The sequence below is a fragment of the Streptomyces sp. NPDC047081 genome (assembly GCF_040643775.1).
Classification (GTDB): Bacteria; Actinomycetota; Actinomycetes; order Streptomycetales; family Streptomycetaceae; genus Streptomyces.
On record NZ_JBEYUY010000002.1, the window covers coordinates 299,884 to 315,955 of the forward strand.

At 70.8% G+C, this 16,072-nt stretch carries 14 protein-coding genes; 10 read left to right on the forward strand and 4 right to left on the reverse strand.

The window, feature by feature from the left end; translation table 11 throughout:
* Positions 1 to 106 precede the first annotated feature (106 nt).
* From ABZ848_RS04515 to ABZ848_RS04525, 3 genes are all read left to right on the forward strand, one after another.
* Positions 107 to 2,476: an arylsulfatase gene (locus tag ABZ848_RS04515; protein ID WP_360825139.1), complete on the forward strand. Its 2,370-nt coding sequence runs from the start codon at positions 107 to 109 to the stop codon at positions 2,474 to 2,476.
* An 83-nt stretch (positions 2,477 to 2,559) separates the two neighbouring features.
* Positions 2,560 to 3,357, forward strand: coding sequence for a formylglycine-generating enzyme family protein (locus ABZ848_RS04520; RefSeq protein ID WP_360825142.1), 798 nt, complete (start codon positions 2,560 to 2,562; stop codon positions 3,355 to 3,357).
* A gap of 26 nt (positions 3,358 to 3,383) precedes the next feature.
* Positions 3,384 to 4,355, forward strand: coding sequence for an ABC transporter substrate-binding protein (locus ABZ848_RS04525; RefSeq protein WP_360825145.1), 972 nt, complete (start codon positions 3,384 to 3,386; stop codon positions 4,353 to 4,355).
* A gap of 24 nt (positions 4,356 to 4,379) precedes the next feature.
* On the opposite strand, the gene ABZ848_RS04530 is transcribed toward ABZ848_RS04525, so the two are convergent.
* The 4 genes from ABZ848_RS04530 to ABZ848_RS04545 all read right to left on the reverse strand — a co-directional run bounded on the left by ABZ848_RS04530 (position 4,380) and on the right by ABZ848_RS04545 (position 7,691).
* Entirely contained in the window at positions 4,380 to 4,856 is a 477-nt protein-coding gene (locus ABZ848_RS04530; protein WP_360825149.1) for a thioesterase family protein, read from the reverse strand.
* Positions 4,853 to 5,815 (reverse strand): 3-hydroxyacyl-CoA dehydrogenase NAD-binding domain-containing protein, encoded by a 963-nt coding sequence (locus ABZ848_RS04535; RefSeq protein WP_360825152.1) that lies wholly within the window; start codon positions 5,813 to 5,815, stop codon positions 4,853 to 4,855. The genes ABZ848_RS04530 and ABZ848_RS04535 overlap by 4 nt, the downstream gene beginning before the upstream one ends.
* A 38-nt stretch (positions 5,816 to 5,853) precedes the next feature.
* Positions 5,854 to 6,741 carry a 3-keto-5-aminohexanoate cleavage protein gene (locus tag ABZ848_RS04540; RefSeq protein WP_360825155.1) on the reverse strand — a complete coding sequence of 296 codons (888 nt, stop codon included), beginning with the start codon at positions 6,739 to 6,741 and terminating at the stop codon, positions 5,854 to 5,856.
* Between the two features lie 134 nt (positions 6,742 to 6,875).
* A complete protein-coding gene (locus ABZ848_RS04545; protein WP_360825158.1) occupies positions 6,876 to 7,691 on the reverse strand; it encodes an IclR family transcriptional regulator in 816 nt (271 codons plus the stop codon).
* Between the two features lie 183 nt (positions 7,692 to 7,874).
* On the opposite strand from ABZ848_RS04545, the gene ABZ848_RS04550 reads away from it, so the two are divergent.
* The 7 genes from ABZ848_RS04550 to ABZ848_RS04580 are packed head-to-tail and all read left to right on the forward strand — an operon-like array spanning position 7,875 to position 16,067.
* Positions 7,875 to 9,449, forward strand: coding sequence for an ABC transporter substrate-binding protein (locus ABZ848_RS04550; protein WP_360825161.1), 1,575 nt, complete (start codon positions 7,875 to 7,877; stop codon positions 9,447 to 9,449).
* Entirely contained in the window at positions 9,430 to 10,464 is a 1,035-nt protein-coding gene (locus tag ABZ848_RS04555) for an ABC transporter permease (protein WP_360825164.1), read from the forward strand. Before ABZ848_RS04550 ends, ABZ848_RS04555 begins: the two co-directional genes overlap by 20 nt.
* Positions 10,464 to 11,348: an ABC transporter permease gene (locus ABZ848_RS04560; RefSeq protein ID WP_360825167.1), complete on the forward strand. Its 885-nt coding sequence runs from the start codon at positions 10,464 to 10,466 to the stop codon at positions 11,346 to 11,348. Before ABZ848_RS04555 ends, ABZ848_RS04560 begins: the two co-directional genes overlap by 1 nt.
* Positions 11,349 to 11,394: 46 nt before the next feature.
* Positions 11,395 to 13,242: an ABC transporter ATP-binding protein gene (locus ABZ848_RS04565; RefSeq protein WP_360825169.1), complete on the forward strand. Its 1,848-nt coding sequence runs from the start codon at positions 11,395 to 11,397 to the stop codon at positions 13,240 to 13,242.
* Positions 13,239 to 14,333: a serine hydrolase domain-containing protein gene (locus tag ABZ848_RS04570; RefSeq protein ID WP_360825172.1), complete on the forward strand. Its 1,095-nt coding sequence runs from the start codon at positions 13,239 to 13,241 to the stop codon at positions 14,331 to 14,333. The genes ABZ848_RS04565 and ABZ848_RS04570 overlap by 4 nt, the downstream gene beginning before the upstream one ends.
* Positions 14,330 to 14,881: a thioesterase family protein gene (locus ABZ848_RS04575; RefSeq protein WP_360825175.1), complete on the forward strand. Its 552-nt coding sequence runs from the start codon at positions 14,330 to 14,332 to the stop codon at positions 14,879 to 14,881. Before ABZ848_RS04570 ends, ABZ848_RS04575 begins: the two co-directional genes overlap by 4 nt.
* Positions 14,882 to 14,906: 25 nt before the next feature.
* The gene (locus tag ABZ848_RS04580; protein ID WP_360825178.1) at positions 14,907 to 16,067 is read left to right on the forward strand and encodes an acyl-CoA dehydrogenase family protein; all 1,161 of its coding nucleotides are present in this window, start codon (positions 14,907 to 14,909) and stop codon (positions 16,065 to 16,067) included.
* Positions 16,068 to 16,072: the final 5 nt, after the last annotated feature.

Here is a 16,072-nt window from a genome sequence, read left to right on the forward strand (position 1 = left end):
CTGAGCCATCGGCGGAAACGGCCGGAAGTCCCCTTGTGTTGCGCCTTTGATGCGGCATTGCGAAAAGTTTGTGAAATCTTCCCGGCGGCCCGGAACGGAGAAATGCATGACTGAGTTCGACGCCGGACGGCACATTCTTCCCCGCCCCGACTCCCGTCCGCCCCTGACGACCGCGATGGACGTCCACGAGCAGGCGACGGCCTTCACGCCCATCGGCCCGGTCCCGCCACCGCAGGGCGCCCCGAACGTGGTGATCGTGCTCGTCGACGACCTCGGCTTCGGCACCTCCAGCGCCTTCGGCGGACCGTGCGAGATGCCCGCCGCGGAACGCCTCGCCGAGGGCGGGCTGCGCTACACCCGCTTCCATGTGACGGCCCTGTGCTCGCCGACCCGCCAGGCCCTGCTGACCGGACGCAACCACCACTCGGTGGGCATGGGCGGCACCACCGAGATGACCACGGCGGCCCCCGGCTACAACGGCTTCCGCCCGCGCAGCGCCGCCACCCTCGCGCAGATCCTGCAGGGCAACGGCTACAGCACGGCCGCCTTCGGCAAATGGCACCAGACCCCGCCCCGGGAGATCAGCGCGGTCGGCCCGTTCGACCGCTGGCCCACCGGCGAGGGCTTCGACACCTTCTACGGGTTCATGGGCGCCGAGATGAACCACTGGTACCCCCTGCTCTACCAGGGCACCACCCCCGTCGAGCCGGACCGCCGCCCCGAGGACGGCTACCACCTCTCCGCGGACCTCGTCGACCACGCCATCGACTGGGTACGCACCCAGCGCACCCTGACCCCGGGCCGCCCGTTCTTCACCTACCTCGCCCTCGGCGCCGCACACGCACCGCTGCACGTCGCCCCGGAGTGGCAGGAGAAGTACCGCGGGCGCTTCGACCACGGCTGGGACCGGCAACGCGAACTCACCCTGGAGCGGCAGAAGGAACTCGGGGTCGTGCCCGAGGACGCGGAACTCGCGAACTGGGCGGAGGGCGTACCGCACTGGGACGAACTCACCGGGAACCAGCGTCGGTTGGCCGCCCGCTTCATGGAGACCTTCGCCGGGTTCACCGAACACGCCGACGTCCAGGTCGGCCGCTTCCTCGACGCCCTCGACGAACTCGGCGAGCTGGACGACACGCTGATCCTCTACATCCTGGGCGACAACGGCGCCTCGGGTGAGGGCGGCATCGAGGGGACGATCGTCGAACACCGCCTCGGGCACGGCATCGTCGACGACCCGGAAGAGATGATCGAGCACCTCGACGAGATCGGCGGCCCGCGCAGCTACCCGATCGCACCGGCGGGCTGGGCGCTGGCGCTCAACACCCCCTACCAGTGGACCAAACAGGTCGCCTCGCACTTCGGTGGCACCCGCGACGGCATGATCCTGCACTGGCCGCGGGGCGTCGCCGAACCCGGCGGCCTGCGCCACCAGTTCTCCCACGTCATCGACGTACTCCCGACGATCCTGGACTGCGTGGGCGTCCCGGCGCCGTTCAGTGTCGACGGGGTGACACAGCAGCCCGTCGAGGGCACGAGCATGTGGCGCACGCTCGCCGATCCCGAAGCACCCGAGCACCGCCGGACGCAGTACTTCGAGATGTGCGGCAACCGGGGCATCTACCACGAGGGCTGGATGGCGGTCACCCGGCACGGCATCCCCTGGGAGATGGTCCCCGAGGGGAACAAGCGGTTCGCCGACGACGTCTGGGAGCTGTACGACCTCACCGAGGACTGGAGCCAGGCCCACGACCTCGCCGCCCAACACCCGGAGAAACTGCGCCGGTTGCAGGACCTGTTCCTCATCGAGGCAGCCAAGTACCAGGTCTTCCCGCTGGACGACCGTGTCACCGAGCGGGAGAACCCCGCCGTGGCCGGACGCGTCGACCTGCTCGGGGAACGCACCTCCGTGACCTACCGCGGCGGCATGCGCCGGTTCACTGAGGAGACCACTCCCAACATCAAGAACCGCTCGCACAGCATCACCGCGGACATCGAGACACCCGGGACATCCGAAAGCCCGGCCGAGGGCGTGCTCATCGCACAGGGCGGCCGTTTCGGCGGCTGGTCCCTGTACGTCACCGAGGGAAGACCGGCCTACGTCTACAACTGCTTCGGGATGAGCCTGTACACCGTGCGCGCCGACCGGCCCCTGACACCGGGACGTCACGAGGTGCGGCTGGAGTTCGCCTACGACGGTGGAGGGCTCGGCAAGGGCGGCACCGCCACGCTCCTGGTGGACGGCGAACGGCAGGCCGTTGGCCGGGTCGAGCAGACCATCCCGTACTACTTCTCCTTCGACGAGACGCTCGACGTCGGCGTGGACCTCAGCACACCGGTGACCGACGACTACCCCGTCCTCGACAACGAGTTCACCGGGACCGTGCACACCGTGCGCATCGACCTCGATGCCGCGGCCGGCGAACAGGCCGAGTTCGACGGCGGGTTGCACCGACGCGTGATGGGGGCCCAGTGAACTGCTGTGCGCCGTCCGGCGGTCGGGGCGCGGGGCAGCCGTCGGCTCTCAGGGCCGGGGACCGCCTCGCGAGCACCGAGGGCATGGTGGCGGTCCCCGCCGGCGAGTTCCTCATGGGCAGCGACGACGCGCTCGCCTACCCCGCCGACGGCGAGGGCCCGGTACGCACGGCACGCGTCGACGCCTTCTGGATCGACGCCTGCACCGTGTCCAACGAGCAGTTCGCCCGCTTCGCCGACGAGACCGGCCACCGTACCTTCGCCGAGCGGACCGGCTGGTCGTTCGTCTTCGCCGGACTGCTCCCCGACGACTTCCCGCCCACTCGGGGCGTGGTGGGCGCACCCTGGTGGCGTCAGGTCGAGGGCGCCGACTGGCGTCGCCCCGACGGACCGCACTCCACCTGGCAGGACCGGCGGGACCACCCGGTCGTGCACGTCGACTGGGACGACGCCCGTGCCTACTGCGCCTGGGCCGGCAAACGCCTGCCCACGGAGGTGGAGTGGGAGCGCGCCGCCCGGGGCGGACTCCACGGCAAGGCGTTCCCCTGGGGCGACGAGTTCGAACCGGGCGGGCGAGCCCGGATGAACGTCTGGCAGGGCGACTTCCCGCACCGCCACCCCACGGCCGACGGCTGGTACGGCACCTGCCCGGTCGACGCCTACGAACCCAACGGTTTCGGCCTGTACAACGCCACCGGAAACGTGTGGGAGTGGTGCGCCGGAACCTTCTCCCGTGACGGACGGCAGCGGGTCGCCAAGGGCGGCTCCTATCTGTGCCACGCCTCCTACTGCCGCCGCTACCGGGTGGCCGCGAGGCAGGGCCTGTTCCCCGATTCGGCCACCGGCAACGTGGGGTTCCGGTGCGCCGCGGACATGACGTGACCCTCTTTCGACCAAGGAGCAGGACCATGGCGGAACGAACAGGGCAGTGGCGGGCCGGCGCGGCGGGAATGGTCGTGCTCGGCCTCGCCCTCACCGCCTGCGGCGGCGCGAAGGTCGGCGACAACGAGGCCGCGGCGGACGGGAGTTCGGGCAAGTGCGGCACCTTCAGCCTGGCCGTCAACCCGTGGGTCGGCTACGAGGCGGACGCGGCCGTCGTCGGCTATGTGGCGGAGCAGAAGCTGGGCTGCAAGGTCGTCAAGAAGAACCTGAAGGCGGAGATCGGCTGGCAGGGCTTCGAGACCGGCGAGATCGACGCCATCCTCGAGAACTGGGGCCACGCCGACCTGAAGAAGAAGTACATCACCGAGCAGAAGACCGCCGTCGACCTCGGTGAGACCGGCAACAAGGGCATCATCGGCTGGTACATCCCGCCGTGGATCGCGAAGAAGTACCCGGACATCACCGACTGGAAGAACCTCGACAAGTACGCCGCCAACTTCAAGACCTCCGAATCCGGCAGCAAGGGCCAGCTCCTCGACGGCGACCCGTCCTACCAGACCAACGACGCGGCCCTGGTGAAGAACCTCAAGCTGGACTTCAAGGTGGTGTACGCGGGCAGCGAGACCGCGCTCATCCAGGCCTTCCGGGACGCCGAGAAGAACAGGAAATGGGTGATCGGCTACTTCTACGAACCCCAGTGGTTCTTCTCGGAGGTACCGCTGGTCCACATCGACCTTCCCGCGCACACGGCCGGCTGCGACGCCGACCCGGCGAAGGTCGCCTGCGACTACCCCGTCTTCGACCTCGACAAGATCGTCAGCACCAGGTTCGCCAAGTCCGGCAGCCCCGCCTACGACCTGGTGAAGAACTTCAAGTGGACCAACACCGACCAGAACACCGTGGCCAGGTACATCGCGCTGGACAAGATGTCGCCGGAGGCGGCGGCCAAGAAGTGGGTCGACGCCAATCCGGACAAGGTCAAGGCCTGGCTCGGGTAGGAATTCGGTGATGGCTGGACGGGTTCAGGGCGCTCCGACCGAGCGTCCTGTCCACGAAGGGGGCTGTTCGGTCAGGGAGTCGAGGGTGTCGAGGATCGGCTCGGGGAACGGCGTCGCCCGGCCGGCGTTCTGGTCGACGTGGAGCAGCAGCAGCTCGATGGTGGCCACCGGGTCGGCATCGGGTGCCGGCTCCGTGCCCACGTACATCTCGTGCGTGAACCACGCCTTCTTCCCGACCGCGCCCAACACCCTTGTCCGTACGGCGAGTCGGGCACCCTCCGGGACGTCCCGCAGATAGCGGACATGGGACTCCACCGTGTACATCGAACAGCCGGTGCTCTTGCGGTAGTCGGCGTCCACGCCGATGAGCTCCATCACCGTGTCCGTCGCGAAGCCGAAGACGAGGACGTAGAACGCCTCGCTCATATGGCCGTTGTAGTCGATCCACTCCGGGCGCACGGTGTCGCGGTACAGCGGAAGCCGCGGCGGGTCGGGATTCACTCGGTGCCCTCCCCGGGCAGTCGGCCGGTGGCGCGCAGGACGGCGATCACACCCCGGTCGCGCTCGGCGACCAGATCCGCGATCGTACGGCCGTCGGCGGCGTCGTCGCAGCCGGCCACGACCGCGTCGTAGAGCGCCTTGTCCAGCTCGGGGGCCTCCAGACGCGTCCACGGGGACTTCAGGGACGGACCGAAGTGGTCGAGCATGTGGGCCATCCCGCCCTCGCCGCCCGCGAGGGCGAAGGTGAGCATCGGGCCCATGACCGCCCAGCGCAGACCCGGCCCTTCCGTGATGGACAGGTCGATGTCGCGGACCGTCGCCTCACCGCTGGCGACCATGTGCAGGGCCTCCCGCCACAGCGCCTCCTGGAGGCGGTTGGCGATGAAGCCGGGCACCTCGCGGTCCATGGTGATGACCGACTTGCCCGCCACTTCGTAGAACCGGGACGCCCACCGCACCGCCTCCGGGTCGGTCCGCTCGCCGCCGACGACCTCGACGAGCGGGATGAGATACGGCGGGTTGAACGGGTGACCGACCACCAGCCGGCCCGGTGTGACCGCCTCGGTCTGCATGTCGGTCATCGGGTAGCCGGACGTGGAGGAGGCGATGACGACTCCGGCGGGCGTCGCGGCGTCCAGTTTCGCCAGCAGTTCACGCTTGAGGTCGAGTTTCTCCGGGGCGCTCTCCTGGACGAACTGAGCCTCGGCGACGGCCTCTTCGAGGGTCGCGGTGACCGTGAGGCGGTCGGTCGAGGCGCCTGGCGCGAGCCCGAGCTGTTCGAGTGCGGGCCATGCGGCCTCGACGAGGCGTCGCAGCCGGGCCTCGGCGTCGGGGGCCGGGTCCCAGGCCGTGACGTCGTAGCCACGGGCCAGGAAGTGGGCGACCCAGCCGCCGCCGATCACTCCGGCGCCGACGCAGGCGACACGGCGTACGTCCTCAGGGGCGGAAGTCTCCGTCATCTACGGCTCCTTGAAGGTGGGGGAGGGGGAGCGGCGTCTCAACCGCGCGGTTTCAGACCGAGCTTGAGACGGGCTTCGTCGGGAGTCGCGACCCGTGCCCCCAAGGCCTCGACGATCGTCACGGCACGCTCCACCAGCTGGGCATTGGTCGCCTTGACGCCCTTGCCGAGGTACAGGTTGTCCTCCAGGCCGACGCGCACATGCCCGCCGAGCAGGATCGACTGCGCCACCCACGGCATCTGCATCCGGCCCAGCGCGAAGCTCGCCCACTGGGCGCCCTCCGGCAGCATGTTCACCATCGACTGCAGCACCCCGGGATCGGCCGGCGCGCCCCACGGAATGCCCATGCACAGCTGGAACACGGTCGGTTCGTCCAGCAGTCCCTCCGCGAGCAGCTGCTTGGCGAACCACAGGTGACCGGTGTCGAAGATCTCCAACTCCGGTCGCACGCCCAGCTCCTGGATGCGTCTGGCGCCGGTGCGCAGCATGTCGGGCGTGGAGACGTAGAGGTTGGAGCCGTCGCCGAAGTTGAGCGATCCGCAGTCCAGGGTGCAGATGTCGGGCAGCAGGTCCTCGACGTGCGGCAGCCGCTCCAGGCCGCCGACCAGATCGGTGCCGGGCAGCTGCTTCAGCGGTTCGTCCGGGTCGATGACCAGGTCGCCGCCCATGCCCGCGGTGAGGTTGATGACGACGTCGGTCCCGGTCTCCTTGATGCGCTCGACGACCTCGCGGTACAGCCGTGGATCGCGCGAGGGCGCCCCGGTCCCGGGGTCGCGTACGTGGATGTGGACCGCGGCGGCACCGGCCTCGGCGGCCTGCACCGCGGAGGCGGCGATCTGCTCGGGGGTGACGGGCACGTGCGGGCTCTTGCGCACGGTGTCACCGGCGCCGGTGAGGGCGCAGGTGATGATGACGTCCTGATTCATGGTCGCGGCGGTTCCTCTCGGGACGGAGGCGGGCGACGAAGACTCCACGACCGTAACCGCGCACAGGCCCCAGCAGCAAGACCCTGGTTTCATGATGCGTGCGCACGTCGCACATTATGAAACCGGGACGGGCGTCAGAGCGCCTGTGCCGCCCGGGCGATCTCGTCCGCCGCCGCGCGCGCCAGCGGTCCCAGCGTCGTGAAGCGGGACTCGGGCACCCGGTCCTGCGGTCCCCAGATGCTGACCACCGCGAACGGCCGGCCGCGGCTGCCGAGCACCGGAGCGGAGACGCCGTACAGGTTCCGCTCCAACTCGCCCACGCAGACGCCATATCCGCGCTCCCGCGTCTGAACCAGCTCGGCCCGCAACCGCGCCCGGTCCGTGACCGTGGTGTCCGTGAAGGCGTCCAGCGGCCCGGCGAGCAGGGCCTCCGCCTCCTCCTCGGGCAGCCAGGCCAGCAGCGCCTTGCCGGTCGACGTGGCGTGCAGCGGCACCTGCCGGCCCAGCCACTTGGCGCTCAGCACGACCGGCGGAGTGACCTCGTCGATGTACGTCAGCCCGAGCTGCTGCACCACGGCCAGGTTCGCGGTCTCGCCCGTCTGCTCGCTGACCCGGCTCAGCGTGCCGTGCGCCCGGCGGATCAGTCCGTCGAAACCGGCCGCCGAGGCCATCCGGGCCACCGCGAAACCGATCGTGTAGCGGTTGGTGACCGGGCTGCGCTCCACCAGCCCGAACTGCTCCAGCGTGGACAGCAGCCGCCAGGCGGTGGCGCGGTTGAGGTCGCACCGGGCGGCCAGGTTGGAGGCCGTGTCACCGTCCGGGGCGCTGTCGGCCGTCGCCTGCAGCAGGATGATCGCCCGCTCCAGCGACTGGACCTTGCCCGAGGTGCCGCCGCCCTCCGCGGCCGTCGGGGAGTCGTTGGTGTCGGCGGTGCTCTCGGCCTTCGACATACGCATCTCTTCCTCGGCTTCCGGCGGTTGTCCGTGTGATCGACGGTAGCGGGCGGCGGACGGTACCCCTTGACCTACCTCACCGTCATCCCTATCTTCTCACCATCCGTGCGGCCATCGCGTCATATGAACGTCTCGAACGTCTTGCGATCTGAACGTCTTGCTCCGAAGGCGAGGCCAGCCATGCCCGACACCCATTCCCCTCCCCACGCGATGACGCGCAGGGACCTCCTCCGTGGCGGCGCCCTCCTCGCCGCCTCCCTGCCCGCCGCCGGCCTGCTCACCGCCTGCGCCACGAACGGCGTCACCACCACGAACGGCAGGCCGGTACGCGGCGGTGCCCTGCGGGTCGGCGTCAGCGGAGGCAGCGCCAAGGACTCCCTCGATCCGCACAGCCCGCTGTCCTACCCCGACCAGGCACGCGTCGTGAACCTGTACGAACCGCTGTTCCGGCACGACGCCGACTACCGCCTGGAACCCCTGCTCGCCGAGTCCATCGAACCGTCCAAGGACGGCAGGACCTGGCTGCTGAAGCTGCGCCCCGGCGTCGAGTTCCACAACGGCAAGACCCTCGACGCCGACGACGTCATCGCGACCATGCGCCGCATCGTCGACCCCAAGGCACCCACCGCCGGCGCCACCAGCCTCTCGGTGATCGACGCGGGGGCCCTGCGCCGCGTCGACGCCACCACCGTACGGATACCGCTCAAGTACCCGTACGCCCTGCTGGAGGACCTGCTCGCGCAGTACAGCCTCGGGATCGTCCCGGCGGACTTCGACGTCAAGCGGCCGGTGGGCACCGGGCCGTTCGTGTACGGGTCCTTCGCGCCCGGCGACCGGTCCACGTTCCGCCGGTTCGGCAACTACTGGCGGCGCCCGGCATATCTCGACGAGCTGCACATCCTCGACTTCCCCGACGACACCGCGAAGATCAACGCCCTGCTGAGCACGCAGATCGACGCGATCGACAACCTCCCGCCCGCCTACATCAAGATGATCGAGAAGCAGGGCGGCCAGGTGCTGATCTCCCAGACCGGCTCCTGGAACCCCATCACGATGCGCGTCGACACCCCGCCCTTCGACGACGTGCGGGTACGCCAGGCCTTCCGGCTCATCGTCGACCGGCCCCAGATGGTCAGCCAGGTCCTCGGCGGCCAGGGCCGGATCGGCAACGACCTCTACGCCCCCTTCGACGTCGCCTACGACAAGCAACTCCCGCAGCGCGTCCAGGACCTGGGCCGGGCGAAGTCCCTCCTCAAGGCCGCCGGACACGAGCACCTCACCGTCGAGCTCGTCACCTCCACCGGCATCGGCTCCGGCTCCATCGAGGCGGCCCAGCTCTTCGCCCAGCAGGCCAAGGGCGCCGGGGTGAAGGTCAAGGTCCGCATCACCGACTCCGCGACCTTCTACGGCGACCGCTACCTCAGCTGGCCCTTCGCCCAGGACTACTGGTTCACCCGCAACTACCTGCCGCAGGTGGACGCCGGGTCCCTCAAGACCTCCCCGTACAACGAGACCCACTGGAACGATGCGGAGTTCAACACCCTCATGGACCGGGCCCGCCGCGAATTCGACGCGAGCAGACGCAATGAACTCCTGAAAGACGCACAGCGGATCGAGTACGAGCGCGGCGGCCACATCATCTGGGGGTTCAAGAACCAGGTCGACGCCTACGGGGCCAACGTCACCGGCTTCACGCCCAACCGCAACCTCCCGCTGTCCGACTACGAGTTCCGCAATGTCTCGGTCGGCGGCTGAGGCCGCGGCGCTGCCCGCGACGGTCCGGTCCGACCGCCGCGACGACGCCTCCTCCGCGACCCGCACCTGGACCCTGTGGCTGCTGCGCCGAGTCGGACTGGCGCTGCTCACCCTCTGGCTGATCTCCCTGCTCGTCTTCACCGCCACCCATCTGCTCGGCGACCCCGCCCAGGCGATCCTCGGCCGCTCCGCCACCCCCGAGCGCCTCGCCGCGCTGCGCCGCCAACTCGGCCTCGACCACTCCGCGGTCCACCAGTACTTCTCCTGGCTCGGCGGAGTCCTCACCGGTGACTTCGGCACCTCGCTCGCCACGAAGGGAGCGGTGTCCACCCTCATCGGCGGCAAGATCGTCAACAGCGCCGTCCTGGTCGCGGTCTCCGCCGTGATCATCGCCCCGCTGTCCGCGCTGATCGCCCTCTACTCCGCCCGCCGGCGCGACACGGCCGTCGACCACGTCATCCAGGTCGTGCTCCTCGGCACGGCCGCGCTCCCGGAGTTCGTGATCGGCATTCTCCTGGTCACCCTCTTCTCGACCGTGGTCCTCACCTGGCTGCCCTCGGTCGCCGTGTCCTGGACCGGCAGCCCCTGGACGGACCCGGTCGTCATGATCCTGCCGGTCGCCACGCTCACCCTGGCCGTAGTCCCGTACGTGGCGCGCATCCTGCGGGCCAGTCTCATCGAGGTCCTGGAGAGCGACTACGTGGAGATGGCCCGCCTCAAGGGCGTGCCCGAGCGGCGGGCCGTCGGCCGGCACGCCCTCGGCAACGCGGTCGTTCCCGCGATCCAGGTCATGGCGCTCCAACTCGCCTGGCTCGCCGGGGGAGTTGTCGTCGTCGAGAGCCTCTTCCTCTACCCCGGGATCGGCACCGCCCTGGTGGACGCCGTCCGCAACCGCGACGTGCCGGTCATCCAGGCGCTGGCCCTGCTCGTCGCCACCGTCTACGTCGTGGTGAACCTGATCGCCGACGTCCTGACCATCCTCGTGACGCCCAGACTCCGAACGGGGGTGCGGTGATGACCGCCGCCGTACTCGACGTACCGCTTCCCGCCCGCCGGCCGCGCCTGCGCGGGGCCCTCACCGCCGGCCGCACCTGGGTCGGCATCCTGCTCACCGCACTGGTCACCGCGGTCGCCTTCCTGGGCCCGCTGTTCGCCCCGCACGGCGAGAACGACATCGTCGGAGCGCCGTACTCGGACTCCGCGCCCGGCGCCCTGCTCGGCACCGACTACCTCGGCCAGGACGTCTGGAGCCGTCTGCTCGCGGGCGGCAACTGGGTCGTCGTGACCGCCGTCCTCGCCACCCTGCTCGGCATGGTCCTGGGCGTCGCGGCCGGACTGGTCGCCGGATACGCCCGCGGGTGGGTGGACGAGGTCGTCATGCGGGTCTGCGACGTGGTGCTCGCCTTCCCGCAGATCGTGCTCGTCCTGGTGCTCCTGTCGGTGGCCGGCCCCGAGCGCTGGCTGGTCGTCGTCGTGGTGGGCGTCTCGCACGCCCCGCGCGTCGCCCGGCTGACCCGGGGCATGACGACCGGCCTCGCCACCCGCGAGTTCGTGCAGTCCGCCGAGGCGCTCGGCGAGAAGCGGTCCCGGATCCTGTTCGCCGAACTCCTGCCCAACATGACCGCCCCGCTCCTGGCCGAACTGGGGCTGCGCCTGACGTACTCGGTGGGCCTGGTCGCCTCCATCGGCTTCCTCGGCTTCGCCTCCGACCCCAGCGCCGCCGACTGGGGGCTCATGATCAACGAGAACCGCCTCGCCCTCGCCGTCCAGCCCTGGGCGATCCTCGCCCCCGTCCTGGCCATCGCGGTCCTCGCCCTCGGCACCAACCTCATCGCCGACGGCATCGCACGGGCGGCGGCCGGAGCGGGCGCCGCAGAAGGCAAGGACGCGAGCCGATGAGCGCGCGCAGCAGCGCCGCGGCCCGCCTCGACAAGGGAGCGAGCTCATGACCACCCCGACCACCGCCCCGGCCGGCCCCTCCTGTTCCGTCTCCGGGCTGCGGATCGTGCTCGGCCGCACCGGCCCCGACGTCGTGGACGACATCGCCTTCGACGTCACCGAGGGCGAGATCCTGGCCCTCGTCGGCGAGTCCGGCAGCGGCAAGACCACGATCGCCACCGCCCTGCTCGCCCACACCCGCCGCGGCGCCCGCATCGACTCCGGATCCGTCCTCCTCGACGGACGCGAACTGCTCGGTGCCAAGCCCGCTGAGACACGCGGCCGCCGCGGCTCCGAAGTCGCGTACGTACCCCAGGACCCGGCGGCCTCCCTCAACCCCGTCATGCGCATCGGCCGGCAGATCCGGGAGGTGCTCGACGTCCACCACGCCGGCACCCCGGCCGAGCGCGAGGCACGGGTGCGCGAAGTGCTCGCCGAGGTCGCGCTGCCCGACGACGACGAGTTCCTGCGCCGCTATCCGCACCAGCTCTCCGGAGGCCAACTCCAGCGCGTGGCCATCGCGATGGCGTTCACGCTGCGACCCCGGGTGCTGGTCCTGGACGAGCCGACGACCGGCCTCGACGTCACCACCCAGGCCCATGTCCTCGCCACCGTGCGGGAGTTGTGCGCCCGGCACGCGGTGGCGGCGGTGTACGTCACCCACGACCTCGCCGTGGTCGCCGAGTTCGCCCACCGGGTCGCGGTGATGTACGCGGGCCGGATCGTCGAGCTCGGCCCGCGCGAGCGCGTCTTCACCACGCCGGCCCACCCCTACACCCGGGCCCTGCTGGCTGCCGTCCCCAGCGTCACCGAGCCCCGCGTCCTGGCGGGCATCCCCGGCGGCACACCGTCACCCGGCCGCCGCCCCGCAGGCTGCCGCTTCCACGACCGGTGCGCGTTCGCGGAGCCCGAATGCGCCGCACACGAGCCGGAGTTGCTCGCGATCGGAAGCCCGGACGCCGTCGACGGCGCAGCGGTGTCGGCCCGGTGCCGCCGAGCCGACCATGTCCGGTCCCGGCCGCTGGAGTTCACGGTCGCCGCCCCGGCCGGCACCGGCACCCGCCCCGACCCGGTGCTCTCCGTCCGCGGCCTGACCGCCCGCTACGGATCCCGCCCCATCCTGCACGGCATCGACCTGGACATCGGCCGGAACGAGTGCGTGGCCGTCGTGGGCCAGTCCGGCAGCGGAAAGTCGACCCTCTCGCGCTCCGTCGGAGGACTCCACGAGGAGTGGGGCGGCGCCGTGACCTTCGACGGACAGCCGCTGCCGCCCGGTGCCCGGCAGCGCAGCCGCGAACTGCGCAAAGCCGTCCAGTACGTCTTCCAGAACCCGTACCTCGCCCTCAACCCCCGGATGACGGTCGGCAGGATCATCCGCAGGCCCCTGGAGCTGTTCGGCCTCGCCCATGGAGCGGACGCCACCCGGCGCGTCCACGAGCTCCTCGGCCAGGTGATGCTCTCGCCTTCGGTGCACGACCTCCGACCCGACCGCCTCTCCGGCGGCGAACGTCAACGCGTCGCCATCGCACGGGCGTTGGCCTGCGAACCGGAACTCCTCATCTGTGACGAGGTGACCTCCGCCCTCGACGTCTCCGTCCAGGCCTCGATCGTGAGCCTGCTGGAGCAACTGCGGGCCGACCGTGGCCTGTCGATGCTGTTCGTCACCCACAACCTCGCCCTCGTCCGCTCCCTCGCGACCCGGGTGGCCGTGCTGTGCGACGGCCGGATCGTCGAGGAGGGCCCGACGGCCGACGTACTGGACCGGCCCTCGGCCGCGTACACACGGCAGTTGCTCGCCGACACACCGGGGCGCGGCGACGTCTCGGCACAACCCGTCGGGGAGGGCACCCCATGACCGGGCCCGCCGTCGCGCCGGACGTCGACACCCTGCGCGAGCCGCAGCACCCGCACAGCACGGAGGTCCCGGCGTCCGCGACCCCCGCCCCCTGGCCCACCGCCGTACGCCCGCTGTCCGCCCGGATCACGGGCGCCGGACGCACCATGGACCTCGACGAGTTCCTGGCGCTCACGCACACCACCGCGCTGGTCGTGATCGTGGACGGCACCCTCGTCCACGAGCGCTACTTCCACGGCGTCACCCCCGGGCACCGGCTGCTCGGCAACTCGGCGACCAAGTCGGCGCTCGCGCTGCTGACCGGCCAGGTGCCCGACCTGGACCTGGACACGCCGGCGACCGAGTTCGTCCCCGAACTCGCCGGCAGCGGATACGCGCGGGTGACGGTCCGTCAACTCCTGTCCATGACCAGCGGGGTGGAGTGGGAGGAGGACCACCGCGATCCCGAGTCACCTGCCTCCCGGCTCGTCGCCTGCGTGCGCGAAGGGACGGGCCTCCTGCGCGAGCACTTGCCGCGCATCCCGCCCTGCCGGCCGCCCGGGACCTCCTTCACCTACTGCACCGCCGACTCGCTCGTCCTCGACTGGGTGCGCGAACGCGCCACGGGCCTCGACTTCGCCACCCACCTCACCCGGCTGTGGCAGGCCCTCGGCGCCGAACACCCAGCCCTCGTCGGCCTGGACGCGGACGGCACCGCCATGGCGGGAGGAGCGCTCGCGGCGACGGCCCGCGACTGGGCCCGCCTCGGGTGGCTGCAGATCGAAGGCGGCACGCCGGGCCGACCGCTCGTGCCGGCCGACTGGATCGAAGCCTCCAGCCGGCCGGGGCAGCCGTTCCTCGCCCCGGGCCGACTGCCCAGCACGATCACCACACACGCCGGATTCGGCCACCACTGGTGGCCCCTGGACTCCGCCGGGCGACGGGTGACGGCCGACGGCATGCGCGGACAGTTCGTGTACGTCGACCGGGTCCGGCGCGTAGTGGTCGTGAAGACGTCGGCCTGGCCGCACGGAGACGCCTGGGCGGACCGCCAGTACCGCGACCTGTGCTACCTCGCCCTGCCCGCGATCGCCGAGGAGGCCGCCCGATGAGCCACGGCATCGTCACCCCGTACGAGGGCCGGGAACACGGCGGCTGGAACCCGGAGGCGGCGATCCCCGCCCCGCTCACCCCGCACCGCACGACCGTCTCCCCGGCCTGGGTGGACTACAACGGTCACCTCAGCGAGTCCTGCTTCCTGCTCGTCTTCGGCGACAGCTCCGACGCCTTCTTCCGCTGGGTCGGCGTCGACGAGGCCTACCGGGCCGCCGGTCACTCCCTCTACACCGCGGAGACCCACCTCCACCACCTCGGCGAGGCGGCCGAGGGCGACCCGCTGCGGCTCACACTGCACATCCTCGACGTCGACGACAAGCGGCTCCACCTCTTCCACGCCATGTACCACGAGACGTCCGGCGGCCTGCTCGCCACCGCCGAACAGATGCTGCTGCACGTCGACACGGAGGCCGGACGGGTCACGCCGTTCCCCGGCTTCCTCGCCGAGCGGCTGACCGCCACCCGCGCGGCACACGCCGGCCTGCCCGTGCCCGGGGCCGTCGGCCATGTGATGGGCATCCCGCACAAGCCCTCCGGACCGTGACTCGAAGGAACAAGCAGGAGGTTCCATGGACTTCGGGCTCACCCCCGAGCAGCACCTCGTCGTCGACACCGTCCGCGCCTTCGTCCAGGCCGAGCTGTATCCGTACGAGGACGAGGTCGAGCGCCTCGACGACGTGCCCGCCGAACTCGCCGCGCAGATCAGGAAGAAGGCCCTCGACGCCGGCCTCTACGCCCCCAACATGCCCGAGGAACTCGGCGGCGGCGGCCTCGATCCGGTCTCCCTGACCCTGGCCGAGCGCGAACTCGGCCGCGCCTCCTACGCGTTGCAGATGCTGGTCGCCCGCCCCAGCAACATCCTCCAGGGCTGCACCGGCGACCAGATGGACACGTACCTGCTGCCCACCGTGCGCGGCGAACGCCACGACTGCCTCGCCATGACCGAACCCGGCGCCGGTTCCGACGTCCGCTCGATGCGCACCAGGGCGCTGCGCGTGAATGGGGACTGGGTCGTGAACGGGACCAAGCACTTCATCAGCCACGCCGACACGGCCGACTACGTCATCCTCTTCGCCGCCACCGGCACCGAGCGGACCGCACGCGGCGAGCGCAACCTGATCAGCGCCTTCCTGATCGACAAGGGCACCCCAGGCTTCGAGGTGCGCCGCGGCTCCGCCTGCGTCTCCCACCGCGGCTACCACCAGTGCGAACTGACCTTCACCGACTGCCGGATACCGGCGCGACAGCTGCTGGGGGAGGAGGGCAGGGGGTTCGAGCTGATGGGGGAGTGGCTCGGCGCGAGCCGGCTGACCGTGGCCGCGACCAGCGTCGGCCGCGGGCAGCGCGTGCTCGAGTCGGCCGTGCGCTGGGCGGCCGAACGCGAGCAGTTCGGACAGCCCATCGGCCGCTTCCAGGGAACCGGCTTCAAACTCGCCGACATGGCCACCGACTTGGCGGCGGCGGAACTGCTGACCCTCTCGGCGGCCTGGAAACTGAGCCTCGGCCGGATGACCGACCAGGACGCCGCGATGGCCAAGCTGCACGCCTCGGAGGCGCTCGGCCGGGTCACCGACCACGCCGTGCAGATCTTCGGCGGCATGGGCCTGATGCAGGAGACGTCCGTCGAACGCCACTGGCGCGACGCCCGCGTCGAACGCGTCTGGGACGGCACCAGCGAGATCCAGCGGCACATCATCTCGCGGGCCCTGCTGCGCCCGTACGGCGCCTGAGGGGA